The sequence below is a fragment of the Streptomyces sp. NBC_01006 genome, assembly GCF_045162725.1.
Classification (GTDB): domain Bacteria; phylum Actinomycetota; class Actinomycetes; order Streptomycetales; family Streptomycetaceae; genus Streptomyces.
The window spans coordinates 5018000-5033006 of record NZ_CP108700.1; the positions used below are offsets into that span (position 1 = coordinate 5018000).

The following is a 15007-nucleotide window of genomic DNA, read 5'->3' on the forward strand; positions in this document are numbered from 1 at the left end:
GCCATAGGTAAAGAGGAAGCTCAGCTGCTTGCGCATGAACCGGATTATGTCGGCCCACCCCCCTGCGGGCCAACCCGGCCCGGATCGTGAGACGGCCCGTGACGTGGACCTCGGATGGTGCGACAAAGTGGCGGGCGGCGCCACCGGTAGAATCGACAAAACAGCCACCCTCTTCCGCCGGAAGGCCGCCCCGTGCCAGAAGCACCCTCCGCCGCCCACGACAGCGCCCCGGACACGGTTCTCGTCGTCGACTTCGGCGCCCAGTACGCCCAGCTCATCGCCCGTCGCGTCCGCGAGGCACGGGTCTACAGCGAGATCGTCCCCAGCACGATGCCGGTGGCCGAGATGCTCGCCAAGGACCCGAAGGCGATCATCCTCTCCGGCGGCCCGTCCTCCGTGTACGAGGAGGGTGCTCCGCGCCTGGACGACGGCCGCGCCCTCTTCGAGTCCGGCGTCCCCGTCTTCGGCATGTGCTACGGCTTCCAGCTGATGGCGACCACCCTCGGCGGCACCGTCGACAACACCGGCGCCCGTGAGTACGGCCGGACGCCGCTCGCCGTCTCCAAGGCCGGCTCCACCCTCTTCGAGGGCACCCCCGAGAACCAGTCGGTGTGGATGTCCCACGGCGACGCCTGCTCCGCCGCCCCCGAGGGCTTCACCGTCACCGCGTCGACGAACGTCGTCCCGGTCGCGGCCTTCGAGAACGACGAGAAGAAGCTGTACGGCGTGCAGTACCACCCCGAGGTGATGCACTCCACGCACGGCCAGCAGGTGCTGGAGCACTTCCTCTACCGCGGCGCCGGCCTGGAGCCCACCTGGACCACCGGCAACATCGTCGAGGAGCAGATCGCGGCCATCCGCGAGCAGGTCGGCGACAAGCGCGCCATCTGCGGCCTCTCCGGCGGCGTGGACTCCGCGGTCGCCGCGGCCCTCGTCCAGAAGGCCATCGGCTCCCAGCTGACCTGCGTGTACGTCGACCACGGCCTGATGCGCAAGGGCGAGACCGAGCAGGTCGAGAAGGACTTCGTCGCCGCCACCGGCGTGCAGCTGAAGGTCGTCGACGCGCAGGAGCGCTTCCTGACCGCTCTGGCCGGGGTCTCCGACCCGGAGACCAAGCGGAAGATCATCGGTCGCGAGTTCATCCGCGTCTTCGAGCAGGCCCAGCTGGAGATCCTCCAGGAGGACGGCCCGGCGGTGGCCTTCCTGGTCCAGGGCACCCTGTACCCGGACGTCGTCGAGTCCGGCGGCGGCACCGGCACCGCGAACATCAAGTCCCACCACAACGTCGGCGGCCTGCCCGACGACATCGAGTTCGAGCTCGTCGAGCCGCTGCGCCAGCTGTTCAAGGACGAGGTCCGGATGGTCGGCCAGGAGCTCGGCCTGCCGGACGAGATCGTCCAGCGCCAGCCCTTCCCGGGCCCGGGCCTGGGCATCCGCATCGTCGGCGAGGTCACCAAGGAGCGCCTGGACCTGCTCCGCGAGGCCGACGCCATCGCCCGCCACGAGCTGACCGCGGCCGGCCTGGACCGTGAGATCTGGCAGTGCCCGGTCGTCCTGCTCGCGGACGTCCGCAGCGTCGGCGTCCAGGGCGACGGCCGCACGTACGGCCACCCGATCGTGCTGCGCCCCGTCTCCTCCGAGGACGCGATGACCGCGGACTGGACGCGCATGCCGTACGAGGTGCTCGCGCGGATCTCCACCCGCATCACCAACGAGGTGCCGGACGTGAACCGCGTCGTCCTCGACTGCACGAGCAAGCCCCCGGGCACCATCGAGTGGGAGTAGTCCCCGCCCGATGCCCGTGACGAAGCCGCCGTTCCCCCGGGAGCGGCGGCTTCGCCGCGTGTATGGCCACTTGGTGCGGCCGCCGGTACCTTGCGCGGCGAGCCGAAGGAGGGGGTCATGCCGGATCAGCCCGTACCCGCGCCGGTGCCCGTACCCGCACCCGTACCGGTGGACCGGCTGCGGTTCGCGCTGCCGCCCGTCCACGCAGACCCGGCCGAGGAGCGCGCGTACCGCAAGGAGCGGCTCGCCGGGGCGCTGCGGCTGTTCGGCCGCCTCGGGTACGAGGACGGGGTCGCCGGGCACATCACCGTGCGGGACCCGGAGTTCGCGGACTGCCACTGGGTGAACCCGTTCGGGCAGGCCCTGTCCGCACTCACCGCCGACGACCTGCTGCTCGTCGACGGGGACGGGCGCGTGCGCCGGGGCGGGCACCGGGTCAACGAGCTGGCCTTCGCCGTGCACGCGGCCGTGCACCGGGCCCGCCCCGACGCGGTGGCGGTGGTGCACGCGCACGGCCCGTACGGCAGGGCGCTGGCCGCGCTCGGGGAGCTCCTCGCCCCGATCAGCGAGGAGGCCTGCGCCTTCTACGAGGACCACGCGCTCCTGGACGGGTTCGCCGGGCCGCAGGACGGCGGGCGGATCGCCCGCGCCCTGGGCCCGTACAAGGCGCTCGTCCTGCGCAACCGCGGGCTGCTGACGGTCGGCGACTCCGTGGACGCGGCGGCCTGGTGGTTCATCGCGGCGGAGCGGGCGGCGCAGGTGCAGCTGATCGCGCGGGCCGCCGGGAAGCCGGTACCGATCGACCACCGCGCGGCGCTCGCCGCCCGGGAGCGTTTCGGCACGGATCTCGCCGCCTGGGTCAGCTACCAGCCCCTCTGGCAGACCGTCGCCCCTTGACACGACTGGGCCGGGCGGGTGACGTCAACATCATGAACGGTTAATCACCTGCTCTGACATCGTGCGCAATCCGGAGCACTGCCGCAGTGGTGCACAATTCGCTGGCATTGCACCGTAGTTCAGAGAGGCGGCACGCACGTGGCTGTCCAAGAGATGTCCCGAAGCACCCACGGCGGCGCCTGCACCTGCGACGACTGCCCGCACGGCGCCCAGGAGGGGCACCGGCGCGCCGTCGCCGCGTTCACCGAGAAGCGGGACGAGTTCGCGGCCGGCCAGGGGCTTCCGGCCGCGGTGGCCCGGTCCGCCGGGGCGTCCCGGCAGTGGGTCTCCGACGAGCTGACCCTGTCGGCCCGTACGGTCGCCGACCGGGGCCGGGAGGCCGGCAACTCCTGGCTGTACCTGTTCTCGCGGCGGGCCGTGCTCGCCGTGTGGATCGCCGCCGGGGTGCTGCTGCTGGTGCAGGTCGGCACCGCGCTCGGCACCGGCTGGTCCACGGCCCGCACCGCCGGGCTGCTCGCAGCGGTGGTCCTGGCCGGGCTGCTCACGGTCGCCGCCCGCGCCCAGTCGCTGCGCGGCGGGCTGCTCGCCCCGCTGGTCGGCGAGGACAACCGGCTGTCCACCTCGAAGGCGGTGCCGAGCGCCTGGGTGGTGCTGACGGCGTTCGCCGCGCTGTTGCCCGCGCTGCGGCTGGCGGCCTCGCCGCCCGGCCCGGGGCGCCAGGCCCTGTACGCGGGGCTGGCGCTCGGGCGGGCGCTGCCGCTGCTGGCGGTGGTCGCGCTGACCTCGGGCGTGGCGGTGCTGGTGCGCCGGGTGGTCACCGTACGGATCATGGGCCAGCGGATGCAGAAGCTGCCGGCGGACCGGCCGCGCGGGGTGGACCTGCTGACGGACGACGCGGGCCGGGGGAGCTTCCCGGACGCGCAGTACGTGCTGGTCTCCACGGTGGTTCTGGCCTTCGCGGCGGTGTCGATGGCCCGGTTCCCGGACCGGCTGCCGAGGCTGCCGTGGGCGCTGGCCATGCTGGTGGCCCTGTCGGCGGCGGTGTACCTGGCGGCGAAGTACGCCGAGGTGACGCGACCGCTGATCCTGTCGGTGGTCCGCAGACGGGAGCCCGGCGACCTCGACGCGGCCATCCGGCCGGGCGACGACATCGAGATCCGCGGTGTGGGCTTCGTGCCGCCCGGGGCGCAGACGCCGGAGATGCTGGCCCGGTTGGTCGTACGGGTCGGGGCGGTCCACGTGCACGTGCCGCTGGTGCCGGTCGCGGGCGGGTTCACCAACCCCTCGGACTCGACGCTGACGGTACCGGTCCCGGCGGAAGTGGAACCCGGACGCATCGAGGTGCAGGTGGTGACGGCCGCCGGAGTGGAATCCAACCGCTGCACCATCGACGTGGCCGAGTGAACCGGGGTACACATGGGACGTGACCCGAACTGATGTCCCTTCCACCGGTCCCTCCGGCTCGTCCGGGTCGACCGGCTCGCCGGGCCGTTCCGGACTGCGGGAACAGGCCGCCCGGTACGCCCTGCTGCCGCTGCGGATCTTCCTCGGCGTGACCTTCGTCTACGCGGGCCTGGACAAGCTGACCGACTCCGCGTTCCTGTCCGCCTCCGGCGCCGGCTCCATCGGCGAGCAGATGCACGGTGTGCGCGACACCTCAGCGATCCCGGCCCTGGTGGACTGGACGCTGCTCTCGCCCGTCGGATTCGGTGCGCTGCTGGCAGTCGGGGAGCTCCTGGTGGGCCTGGGCACCCTGGCCGGCCTGCTGACCCGGATCGCGGCCACCGGCGGAGCGCTGATCTCGCTCAGCCTGTGGCTCACGGTGTCCTGGCAGGTGACCCCGTACTACTACGGCAACGACCTGGTCTACCTGATGGCCTGGATCCCGATGATCATGGCGGGTGCGCCCTATCTCTCGCTGGACTCGCTGATCCGGTCGCGCCGGTCCCGGCGCACGGCGTAGGTCACCACCCCCACCAGCGCGGCCAGGCAGAGCCCGCCCATGGTCATCGGGATGACCAGGAACCAGGGCAGATCCGCCTCCCCGGTCGCGTCGAGCAGGTAGAGCACGCCCGCCGCCACCAGGATCAGGCCGGCCAGCAGCCGACCGGGCTGGAACTCATGACGCGGCACGGGCCACCTCCACCTGTCCGACACCTGCGTTCAGGTGCAGCTCGATCGTTCCCCCGGCCTCGGTGCCGGCGGACGGCTTCAGGGTCGCCTGCTGGGTTTCGCCGCCGCTCTTGATGCGTACGTCCTGGCTGGTCTCCCCGGGCATGTGGATGTCGCCCAGCTTCACCGAGACGTCGGCCTGCGCGGTGACCTCGCGGGGCACGATCACCTTCAGCCGGCCGGCCTCCACGGAGGCGCGGACGGACAGCGTGGTGCCCTTCGGTACGTCCAGCCGGCTCAGGTCCAGCGTGGCCAGCCCGGTGCCCGCCGTGTAGACGGGTCCGACGTCGGCCACCGCGGCCGGCCGCCATTCCACGGACTTCCAGTCGGTGCCGATCTCGCGGGGCAGCGCGGAGGCGCCGGCCAGCAGCCCGGCGGTGATCATCGCCAGCAGGACGGTGCCGAAGCCGGTACGGCCCTTGACGGAGCTGACCGCGAGGCCCAGCCCGAAGACGGCGAGCGACGAGGCCAGACCCATCTGCAGCGCGTGCGAGAGGGTGCTGCCCTGCCAGACCGCGGCGGTGGCGGCGCCCCCGGCCAGCAGCGCCAGGACGAACACCCGGCCGCCGATCCCGCCGCGCGGGACCTTCGGCGCGGCGGCCCGCTCGGGGGCCTGCGGGGCGCGGCCGCCCCCGATGTTCCGCGCGGCGTTGGCATCGGCGGAGTCGTCCGGCCCCCACAGGTACCCGGTGGATCCCACGGGGCCGGTCGTGCCGTCCTTGACCAGCGGGTCCCGCCACCAGGACGGGCTGCCGGGCACGGGCGGAGCCTGGGTCTCCGGCGGAGCCGGGCGGTGCGCCGCCTGCGGCTCGGCCTCGGGGGCGGCGGCCTTCCGGCGGCGCTGCGACCAGTACGAGGCCCCGCCGAGGGCCAGGATGACCAGGACGGAGAAGACGGCCAGCCCGCCGTTGTCCAGCATCGACAGGAACAGCGCGCAGCCGACCAGGGCCGCGAACACCGCGGCCAGGGTGGCGCCCTCGACCCGGCCGGTCAGCAGTTTCTTCGCCTCGCTGTCCTCCTCGCCCTCCACCGGGAGCAGCAGCCACGCGAAGCCGTAGAAGATCAGGCCGACCCCGCCGGTGACCGCGAGGACGCCGAGCACGATCCGGAAGATCACCGGGTCCAGGTCGAAGTACCGGCCGAGGCCGCCGCACACGCCCGCGAGGACCTTGTCGCGCTTGCTGCGGCGCAGCGGCAGCCGGTCGGCGGCGCGGTCTGCGGGCCGGTCTGCGGGCCGGTCGCCCGGCGGCGGGGCCGTACCTGTCGGCGGCGGGGAGTCGTGCTTGGTCATGGCTCCATGGTGGCAACCCGCCGCGCCCCGCGGCACCGGGCACGACCCTGGCACGACCCTGATATCCCCCTGACAGAACTGGGGGGCTGCCCTGATGTTCCGTACGCCGCCCGCGTGTGACCATCAATGGCATGCCCGTCTCCACCGCCCCCCGTCCCCCGCATGCGGCAGACGCCGACGAACCGCCTCAGCGCAAGCTCTACCGCAGCGCCGACGGCCGGATGCTCGGCGGTGTCGCGCGCGGTCTCGCCGGGCACCTCGGGCTGCCGGTCGTCTGGGTCCGGCTCGCGTTCCTCGGCCTGTTCATGTGGGGCGACGGGCTCGGCGTACTGCTGTACGCCGCGTTCTGGGTCTTCGTACCGCTGGGGGTCGGCGGCCGCACCGGGCACCGCTCCTTCTTCGAGACCCTCCCCGACGGCAGCCGCCGCCTGCGCAAACCCGACCGGGGGCAGATCACCGCCCTCATAGCCCTGTGCATCGGCGCCGGCATCTTCATCTCCAAGGTCCAGCTCGGCGGCACCTCCGGCCGGTACGTGTGGCCGACGCTGCTGGTCGGCGCCGGTGTGGTCCTCGTATGGCGCCAGGCCGACAATGCCCGCCGCGCCCACTGGGGCGCCGCCGCCGGTCGCAACGCGCGCCTGCTCCAGATGGCCCGCGGGTTCGCCGGGGTCGCCCTGGTCGGCGTCGGCCTGACCGTCTTCATCGTCGTACGCGGCTCGGCCGCACAGCTCGGCAACGTACTGACCGCCGCCCTCGCCGTCCTCGTCGGCACGGCCCTGCTCGCCGGCCCCTGGCTGATACGGATGACCCAGGACCTCTCCGAGGAGCGCCTCATGCGCATCCGGGCCCAGGAGCGCGCCGAGGTCGCCGCCCACGTGCACGACTCGGTGCTGCACACCCTGACCCTGATCCAGCGCAACGCGGAGGACGTCGGCGAGGTGCGCCGCCTCGCCCGCGCGCAGGAGCGGGAGCTGCGGAACTGGCTGTACAAGCCGGAGGGAACCGGCAAGGACGAGGCCGAGGAGCCCACCACCCTCGCGGAAGCGGTCAAGAAGACGGCCGCCGAGGTGGAGGACCACCACGGGGTCCCGATCGAGGTCGTCGTGGTCGGCGACTGCCCGCTCGACGAGAGGCTCGGTGCACAGATCCAGGCCGCGCGCGAAGCGATGGTCAATGCCGCCAAGTACGGTGGCGAGGGCGGGCCGGTGCAGGTGTACGCCGAGGTGGAGGGGCAGACGGTGTTCGTGTCCGTACGGGACCGGGGGCCGGGCTTCGACATCGACGCGGTACCGGACGACCGCATGGGCGTACGAGAATCGATCATCGGCCGGATGCAGCGCAACGGCGGGACCGCACGGCTGCGGTCCGCGCCCGACGGCGGCACGGAAGTCGAGCTGGAGATGGAGAGGGCGGCGAACGCAGCATGACCGAGGAGACGACCGGCAGCACGGTGGCGGACAGGCACGTCCGGGTGGTGCTCGTCGACGACCACCGGATGTTCCGCGCGGGCGTGCAGGCCGAGATCGGCGAGACCGCCCGGACCGGGGTCGAGGTCGTCGGCGAGGCGGCCGATGTGGACCAGGCCGTCACCGTCATCACCGCCACCCGCCCCGAGGTGGTCCTGCTCGACGTGCACCTGCCCGGCGGCGGCGGGGTCGAGGTGCTGCGGCGCTGCGCCCCGCTGATGGCGGCCGCCGAGAACCCGGTGCGGTTCCTGGCCCTGTCGGTGTCGGACGCCGCCGAGGACGTCATCGGGGTCATCCGAGGCGGCGCGCGCGGGTACGTCACCAAGACCATCACCGGGACCGACCTGGTGAACTCGGTCTTCCGGGTGCAGGAGGGGGACGCGGTGTTCTCGCCGCGGCTGGCGGGCTTCGTGCTCGACGCCTTCGCCTCGACGGACGCGCCGCCGGTCGACGAGGACCTGGACCGCCTCACGCAGCGTGAGCGCGAGGTGCTGCGGCTGATCGCCCGCGGGTACGCGTACAAGGAGATCGCCAAGCAGCTCTTCATCTCGGTGAAGACCGTGGAGTCCCACGTCTCGGCTGTGCTCAGGAAGCTCCAGCTCTCCAACCGGCACGAGCTGACCCGCTGGGCGACGGCCCGCCGCCTGGTGTGACGTCCGCGCTGGTCTGACGTCCGCGCGGGTGTGACCGACGCCGCAGGGTGCGGGGGCAACCGCGCGGTGCCGGGGCGCCCTCTTGGGTGGCGTGATGAGCTTGACGGGGTTTCCCCTGTTCGTGACGGCGATCGCCCTCACGGCGATCGCCGTTCTCCTGCCGCTGGCCGTGTGGAGCAAGGTGCGCGGCCCCGCCGTCGTACGCGTGTCGACCCGGGCCCTGATGGTGGTGTTCGCCCAGGTCACCGCCGTCGCGCTGGTGTTCATCTCGGTGAACCGCCAGGAGAACTTCTACGCTTCCTGGGGCGATCTGCTCGGCACCGGCAAGTACGTCACGGCCGCTCCCGACCTCGGCGCGGACGGGCTCGGCGGGAAGAAGGCCGCGGAGGTCAAGGCGGAGCCGAAGGTCCTCCAGAACTTCCAGCCGGTCGACGGCCTCGGCGGCCGGGTCAAGAAGACCGAGCTCGACGGCAAGATCTCCGGGGTCAAGGGCGACGTCATGGTGTGGCTCCCGCCGCAGTACGACGACCCGGCGTTCAAGAACAAGAAGTTCCCGGTGGTCGAGCTGATCCCGGGCATACCGGGGACGGGCAAGTCCTGGTTCCAGGGGCTCAAGGCGGCCGAGGTGCTGGAGCCGCTGATGAAGAACGGCAAGGTGCAGCCGTTCATCCTGGTCTCGCCGCGCGCGATGCTGCTGGGCAACGGCGACACCGGATGCGCCAACATCCCCGGCAAGGTCAACGCGGACAGCTGGTTCAGCGTCGACGTCCGCAAGATGGTCGTCGACAACTTCCGGGCCTCGGACGAGGCCCGCACCTGGGGCGTGGCCGGGTACTCGGCGGGTGCGTACTGCGCCGCCAAGCTGGCGATCCTGCACCCCGACCGCTACAGCGCGGCCGTCTCCCTGTCCGGCTACAACGACCCGGGCCAGGAGCCCACGTCGCTGGTCGCCCAGGACCCGGAGATGCGCCGCACCCACAACCTGAAGGCCCTGCTCAAGGCCGCGCCCACGCCGCCGGCGGTCTCGCTGTGGTTGTCGGGCGCCGAGCAGGACGGCTATCTGTCCGGCACGGACCTCAAGGCCATCGCGCAGACCCCGACCGCGGTGCACGCGGAGAAGGTCACCGGCGGGCACAACCTCGACTCGTGGTCGAAGCAGCTCCCGCAGGCCTTCGGCTGGCTGACCACGCAGGTCAAGGCGCCGTAGGATCCCTCCGCCGTCTCGGGCTCACGCCGGGCGGGAGGCACCCGCCCAGGGCATCGAGTCGATCGGCGCCACGCGGACCGTCGACCCGGGGCGCGGGGCGTGGATCATCTGGCCGTTGCCGATGTACATGCCGACGTGGGTGACCCCGGAGTAGAAGAACACCAGGTCACCGGGGGCCAGCTGGTCACGGGAGACCCGCTGCCCCGCGTTGATCTGGGTGTAGGTGGTGCGGGGCAGGGAGACCCCGGCCGAGCGCCAGGCCGCCTGGGTCAGGCCGGAGCAGTCGAACGAGCCCGGTCCCGTCGCGCCCCAGACGTACGGCTTGCCGATCGCCCCGTACGCGAAGGCCACCGCGCGGGCGGCGCGCGACCCTCCCCCAGCTACCGCTGGGAGGTGCCCCCATGCAGGCGGCGCCGGGGCCGTGGCACGGGGACCGGCCGTGGCCGCGCCGCCCGACTGGGCCTCGTACGCGGCCCGCTCCTCGGCGGTGAGCTTGGCCAGCAGCCGCTTGGCCGTGTCGAGCTTGCCCTCGACGGTGGCCTTGTACCCGGCGAGTTCGCCCTCGCGGGCGCGCAGGTCGGCGAGCCGGCCGGCGGCCTTGTCCTTGAGCTGCCCGACCTCGTCGAGCCCACGTCGTACGGAGGAGACCTCGGCGGCGCTGCGGTCGCCGGTCCGGGTGAGGAACGAGGCCTGGTCCAGGTAGTCCTGGGGGTTCTCGGCCAGCGCCAGCCGCATGGCGGGCCCCAGGCCGCCGGTGCGGTACTGGCCGGCGGCCAGGGAACCGAGCGCCCGGCGGGCGGTGTTGAGCCGGTCGGTCTTGCGGGCGGTCTCGTCGCGCAGTGCGTCGAGCGCGCGCTGGGCCTCGTCGGCCTTCTCCTTCGCCCCGTTGTACCGCTCGGCTGTCTCCTCGGCCTCCTCGTAGAGCTGGTCGACCTCGGCCTTCACCTGGGAGGGCGTCTGCCGGGGGTCGGCCTGAGAGGTGCCTTCGAAGGCGGTGGCGGTGGCAGCGCCCGCGAGGGCGAGCGTCGCGGCGGTCCGCACGGTGCCGCGGGAGAGCGGATGGAGCGGGCGCTGCCTGGGCTTTCGGTGACTGGCCACGAGGGCCTCACGTCCTTCCTCGCTCGGGAGCTCGGTGCTTTGGAGGAGGACGCTAGACCGGAAGGTAACGGTCGGATGACGAGATGATCGCAAGTGCCCCGACGTGATCTGACGTGACCGGATGTGGCCGTTGTGGTTCGGTGCCGGGATCAGTGCCAGAGGACGGCGATGAAGATATTGACCACGGTCAGCCCGCCGACCGCACCGAACAGCGCCTTCTCCACGTGCTCCTCGTCCCGCTTCACGTAGACGAGCGCGAGGATCACGAAGAGGATGGCGAGCTTCACGCCGATCTTGATGTTGTTGACGTGGCCGCCGTCCATCTCGCGGAAGCCGACCAGCAGGACGCCGGTGACGAGCATCGTCAGCGCGCCGTGCAGCATCGCGGGCACGAAGCGGGCGGTGCCCGCGCTCATCGCCTTCATCTGCGTGAGGAAGCCGCCCAGGAGTGAGGCGATGCCGATGATGTGCAGGCCCACGAAGACACTGATGAGTACGTCCATGGCGCCGAGCGTACGGGGGCTCCCGGTCAGCCCAGGAAGCGGGTCAGCTCCTCCACGACCACCTCCGGCCGCTCCTCCGGGAGGTAGTGCCCGCTGCTGTCGACGCGGACCACGCGGGTGTCGGTGCCGAGGGCGGGGACGGCCGTCACGAGGCTCTCGTAGTTGCTGTACTCGCCGCCCAGGGCCAGGATCGGCGCGGTCACCGGGGCGTAGGCCGCCAGGTCGGCGATGTCCTGGGTGAAGGTCCGGTACCAGTCGTTCGCGGCCCGCACCGCCTCCGGTGCCTCGTAGGCACGGGCGTACACCGCGCGGGCGTGCGCGTCGACGGAGCCGGGGTCGGCGGCCGCGTTCTCGAACAGCCAGTCCAGCAGGAGGTGGAAGCGGCCGGCGAGCAGCTGCTCGGGCAGGCCGTGGACCTGGTTGAAGGCGAACCACCACTTGTGGCGCTGACCCTGCCGGGGGAGCAGGGTCTGCCGGGCCCAGCTCTCCTCGGGGTGGGACACGTCCAGGAGGGCGATCCTCCGGGTGGCCTCGGGGTGGTTGGCGGCGAACGCGTAGGCCACCATCGCGCCGATGTCATGGCCAACGACGTGCGCGCTCGCGATGCCGAGCCGGCCGAGCAGCGCGTGGACGTCGCGGGCCAGGGTCTTCTTGTCGTACCCGGCGGCGGGCTTGGCGGAGCCGCCCATGCCGCGCAGGTCCACGGCGATCACGCGGTGGCGGGCGGCCAGGGCGGGCAGCACCTTGCGCCACTGCCACCAGGTCTGCGGCCAGCCGCCGAGCAGGACGAGCGGCTCGCCGGCGCCGCCCTCGACGTAGTGCAGCCGGGTGCCGTTGACGTCGGCGTGGTGGCTGGTGAAGCCGCCGTCGAGGGAGGCGGCGAGTGCGGCGTCGTCGAGCGGGGTCTCGGTGAGCGGGCTGGTGCTGCTGGGCATGGGAGGTCCCTCCTGCCGGTGCGTCGACCGACCGTTCGAAGAGTTCGTACGGTCGCGGTGTGGGCATGACTGTACGAGATCTTCGAATGGTCTGGCAATGTCCGTACGAGATCTGCGTACAGTGAGGGCATGCCTGCCGCCGCCGAGCTGACCCATCCCTCCGCCGAGGACCTCGATCTGGCCGAGGTGCTCGCGGCCCTGGGCCACCCCGTCCGCCTGGAGATCGTCCGCAAGCTCGCCTCCGGCGAGGAGACGTTCTGCGGCGAAGTGGTGCCCGACCTGCCCCGATCGAGCGTCACGCACCACCTCAAGACGCTCCGCGAGGGCGGGGTGATCTGCCAGCGCCCGCAGGGCCGCAAGCTCTACCTCGCGCTGCGCCGCGACGATCTGGAACTGCGCTTCCCCGGTCTCCTGGAACTCGTACTGGCGTGTCGGTCCCGACCCCTAGACTCGGAAAGCGATGAGCAGCCTCTTTGACGACAGTTTCCTGGCGGACCTCACCCCCTCCGACGAGGTCCCCCCGCCGCCCGAGGATCACCCCGCCCCCGACGAGGGCGCGGACGATCTCTTCGGGGGCCGGTTCGACACGCCCATGAGTGGCGACGCGTACTACCGGGACGGCGCCCCCAAGCCCGTCATCGACCCCGCGACGCTCCTGGACGGGCTGAACGAGCAGCAGGCCGCGGCCGTCGTGCACGCCGGCTCCCCGCTGCTCATCGTGGCCGGCGCCGGCTCCGGCAAGACCCGGGTCCTGACCCACCGCATCGGCCACCTGCTGGCCGCGCGCAACGTCCACCCCGGCCAGATCCTGGCGATCACCTTCACCAACAAGGCCGCCGGCGAGATGAAGGAGCGCGTCGAGAGCCTGGTCGGCCCGCGCGCCAACGCCATGTGGGTGTCCACCTTCCACAGCGCGTGCGTCCGGATCCTGCGCCGCGAGTCGAAGCGCCTCGGTTTCACCTCGTCCTTCTCGATCTACGACGCGGCCGACTCGAAGCGCCTGATGGCGCTCGTCTGCCGCGACCTGGACCTGGACCCGAAGAAGTTCCCGCCCAAGGCCTTCAACGCCAAGATCTCGAACCTCAAGAACGAGCTCATCGACGAGGACGCCTTCGCCGGGCAGGCCGCCGACGGCTTCGAGAAGACCCTCGCCCAGGCGTACGCGATGTACCAGGGGCGGCTGCGCGAGGCCAACGCGCTCGACTTCGACGACATCATCATGACGACCGTCCACCTGCTCCAGGCCTTCCCGGACGTCGCCGAGCACTACCGGCGGCGCTTCCGCCACGTCCTGGTGGACGAGTACCAGGACACCAACCACGCCCAGTACACGCTGGTGCGCGAGCTCGTCGGCACCGGCTACCCGGACCTGCCGCCGGCCGAGCTGTGCGTGGTGGGTGACGCCGACCAGTCGATCTACGCCTTCCGCGGCGCGACCATCCGCAACATCCTCCAGTTCGAGGAGGACTACAAGGACGCGACGACGATCCTGCTGGAGCAGAACTACCGCTCCACGCAGACGATCCTCTCCGCCGCCAACGCGGTCATCGAGCGCAACGAGAACCGCCGCGCCAAGAACCTGTGGACCCAGGCCGGCACCGGCGCCGTCATCACGGGCTACGTCGCGGACACCGAGCACGACGAGGCGCAGTTCGTCGCCGACGAGATCGACCGGCTGACGGACGCCGGGGACGCCAAGGCGGGCGACGTCGCGATCTTCTACCGGACGAACGCGCAGTCGCGCGTGTTCGAGGAGATCTTCATCCGCGTCGGACTCCCGTACAAGGTCGTCGGCGGCGTCCGTTTCTACGAGCGCAAGGAGGTCCGCGACGTCCTCGCGTACCTGCGCGTCCTCGCGAACCCGGAGGACAACGTCCCGCTCCGCCGGATCCTGAACGTACCCAAGCGTGGCATCGGCGAACGCGCGGAAGCGATGATCGACGCGCTCGCTATGCGCGAGAAGATCACCTTCCCGCAGGCGCTGCGGCGCGTGGACGAGGCGTTCGGCATGGCCGCGCGCTCGACCAACGCGGTGAAGCGGTTCAACGTTCTGATGGAGGAGCTCCGCACGATCGTCGACTCGGGCGCGGGCCCGGCGGTGGTGCTGGAGGCGGTCCTGGAGCGTACGGGCTACCTCGCCGAGCTCCAGGCCTCGACCGACCCGCAGGACGAGACGCGCATCGAGAACCTCCAGGAACTCGCGGCCGTGGCCCTGGAGTTCGAGCAGGCCCGGGGAGAGGAAAACCCCGGCACGCTCGCGGAGTTCCTGGAGCAGGTCGCGCTCGTCGCCGACTCCGACCAGATCCCGGACGAGGACGAGGACGAGGACGGCTCGGGCGTCATCACGCTGATGACCCTGCACACCGCCAAGGGCCTCGAATTCCCGGTGGTCTTCCTGACCGGCATGGAGGACGGGGTCTTCCCGCACATGCGGGCCCTGGGCCAGACCAAGGAGCTGGAGGAGGAGCGCCGCCTCGCCTACGTCGGCATCACGCGGGCGCGCGAGCGGCTGTACCTGACCCGCTCCAGCATGCGCAGCGCGTGGGGCACGCCCTCGTACAACCCGCCGTCGCGGTTCCTGGAGGAGATCCCGGCCGAGTACCTGCAGTGGAAGCGCACGGGCGCGGCGCAGAAGCCGGCGGGCCCGATGCGGAGTTCGGGCTCGGGGTACGGGTCCTCCGGCTCGGGCGGCGGCAAGGCCACGTTCGGGACCTCGCCGGAGGCGTTCCTGTCCTCGTCGCGCACGAAGTCGGGACCGTCCGGGTTCGCGACGCGCCGGGCCGCCGACAAGCCGGTCATCGCGCTGTCGGTCGGGGACCGGGTCACGCACGACCAGTTCGGGCTGGGCACGGTCATGGAGGTCAAGGGCGCCGGCGCGGACGCGCAGGCCACCGTGGACTTCGGGGACGACAAGCCGAAGCGCCTGCTGCTGCGCTACGCGCCGGTGCAGAAGCTGTAAGGGGGGCGGCGGGCCGGGCCCGGGGGATCGCTTCCCGGGCC

Annotated in this window: 14 protein-coding genes; 9 read left to right on the forward strand and 5 right to left on the reverse strand. The window is 72.0% G+C overall.

All coding sequences use genetic code 11. The features are described 5' to 3' along the window. Nucleotides 1–192: 192 nt before the first annotated feature. From guaA to OG509_RS23080, 4 genes are all read left to right on the forward strand, one after another. Nucleotides 193–1785 (forward strand): glutamine-hydrolyzing GMP synthase, encoded by a 1593-nt coding sequence (gene guaA, locus OG509_RS23065; protein WP_385582481.1) that lies wholly within the window; start codon nt 193–195, stop codon nt 1783–1785. A 117-nt stretch (nt 1786–1902) separates the two neighbouring features. Then, entirely contained in the window at nt 1903–2682 is a 780-nt protein-coding gene (locus OG509_RS23070) for a class II aldolase/adducin family protein (RefSeq protein ID WP_406184345.1), read from the forward strand. 153 nt (nt 2683–2835) lie between these two features. Continuing rightward, entirely contained in the window at nt 2836–4086 is a 1251-nt protein-coding gene (locus tag OG509_RS23075) for a hypothetical protein (RefSeq protein WP_406184346.1), read from the forward strand. Between the two features lie 19 nt (nt 4087–4105). Further along, complete coding sequence (locus OG509_RS23080) at nt 4106–4645, forward strand: TQO small subunit DoxD (protein WP_406184348.1); 540 nt, start codon at nt 4106–4108, stop codon at nt 4643–4645. Here OG509_RS23080 and OG509_RS23085 read toward each other — a convergent pair. Together OG509_RS23085 and OG509_RS23090 are read right to left on the reverse strand one after the other, a co-directional pair. Continuing rightward, on the reverse strand, nt 4591–4815 hold the full coding sequence (locus OG509_RS23085) for a hypothetical protein (RefSeq protein WP_385582490.1): 225 nt from the start codon (nt 4813–4815) through the stop codon (nt 4591–4593). The genes OG509_RS23080 and OG509_RS23085 overlap by 55 nt on opposite strands. Beyond that, a complete protein-coding gene (locus OG509_RS23090; protein WP_406184350.1) occupies nt 4802–6145 on the reverse strand; it encodes a PspC domain-containing protein in 1344 nt (447 codons plus the stop codon). The genes OG509_RS23085 and OG509_RS23090 overlap by 14 nt, the downstream gene beginning before the upstream one ends. Before the next feature lie 131 nt (nt 6146–6276). Here OG509_RS23090 and OG509_RS23095 point away from each other — a divergent pair, with 131 nt between their 5' ends. From OG509_RS23095 to OG509_RS23105, 3 genes are all read left to right on the forward strand, one after another. Further along, nucleotides 6277–7572 (forward strand): PspC domain-containing protein, encoded by a 1296-nt coding sequence (locus OG509_RS23095; protein ID WP_406184351.1) that lies wholly within the window; start codon nt 6277–6279, stop codon nt 7570–7572. After that, the gene (locus OG509_RS23100; protein ID WP_406184352.1) at nt 7569–8264 is read left to right on the forward strand and encodes a LuxR C-terminal-related transcriptional regulator; all 696 of its coding nucleotides are present in this window, start codon (nt 7569–7571) and stop codon (nt 8262–8264) included. Before OG509_RS23095 ends, OG509_RS23100 begins: the two co-directional genes overlap by 4 nt. 94 nt (nt 8265–8358) lie before the next feature. Then, on the forward strand, nt 8359–9471 hold the full coding sequence (locus OG509_RS23105) for an alpha/beta hydrolase (protein WP_406184354.1): 1113 nt from the start codon (nt 8359–8361) through the stop codon (nt 9469–9471). A 21-nt stretch (nt 9472–9492) separates the two neighbouring features. On the opposite strand, the gene OG509_RS23110 is transcribed toward OG509_RS23105, so the two are convergent. From OG509_RS23110 to OG509_RS23120, 3 genes are all read right to left on the reverse strand, one after another. Further along, nucleotides 9493–10569: an NlpC/P60 family protein gene (locus OG509_RS23110; RefSeq protein WP_406184356.1), complete on the reverse strand. Its 1077-nt coding sequence runs from the start codon at nt 10567–10569 to the stop codon at nt 9493–9495. Between the two features lie 149 nt (nt 10570–10718). Then, nucleotides 10719–11072 carry a hypothetical protein gene (locus tag OG509_RS23115; RefSeq protein WP_406184358.1) on the reverse strand — a complete coding sequence of 118 codons (354 nt, stop codon included), beginning with the start codon at nt 11070–11072 and terminating at the stop codon, nt 10719–10721. A gap of 26 nt (nt 11073–11098) precedes the next feature. After that, complete coding sequence (locus tag OG509_RS23120; RefSeq protein ID WP_406184360.1) at nt 11099–12007, reverse strand: alpha/beta fold hydrolase; 909 nt, start codon at nt 12005–12007, stop codon at nt 11099–11101. 129 nt (nt 12008–12136) lie between these two features. Here OG509_RS23120 and OG509_RS23125 point away from each other — a divergent pair, with 129 nt between their 5' ends. Then, nucleotides 12137–12484: a helix-turn-helix transcriptional regulator gene (locus OG509_RS23125; RefSeq protein WP_030154813.1), complete on the forward strand. Its 348-nt coding sequence runs from the start codon at nt 12137–12139 to the stop codon at nt 12482–12484. Continuing rightward, nucleotides 12468–14966, forward strand: coding sequence for a DNA helicase PcrA (gene pcrA, locus OG509_RS23130; protein WP_406184362.1), 2499 nt, complete (start codon nt 12468–12470; stop codon nt 14964–14966). The genes OG509_RS23125 and pcrA overlap by 17 nt, the downstream gene beginning before the upstream one ends. Nucleotides 14967–15007 lie beyond the last annotated feature (41 nt).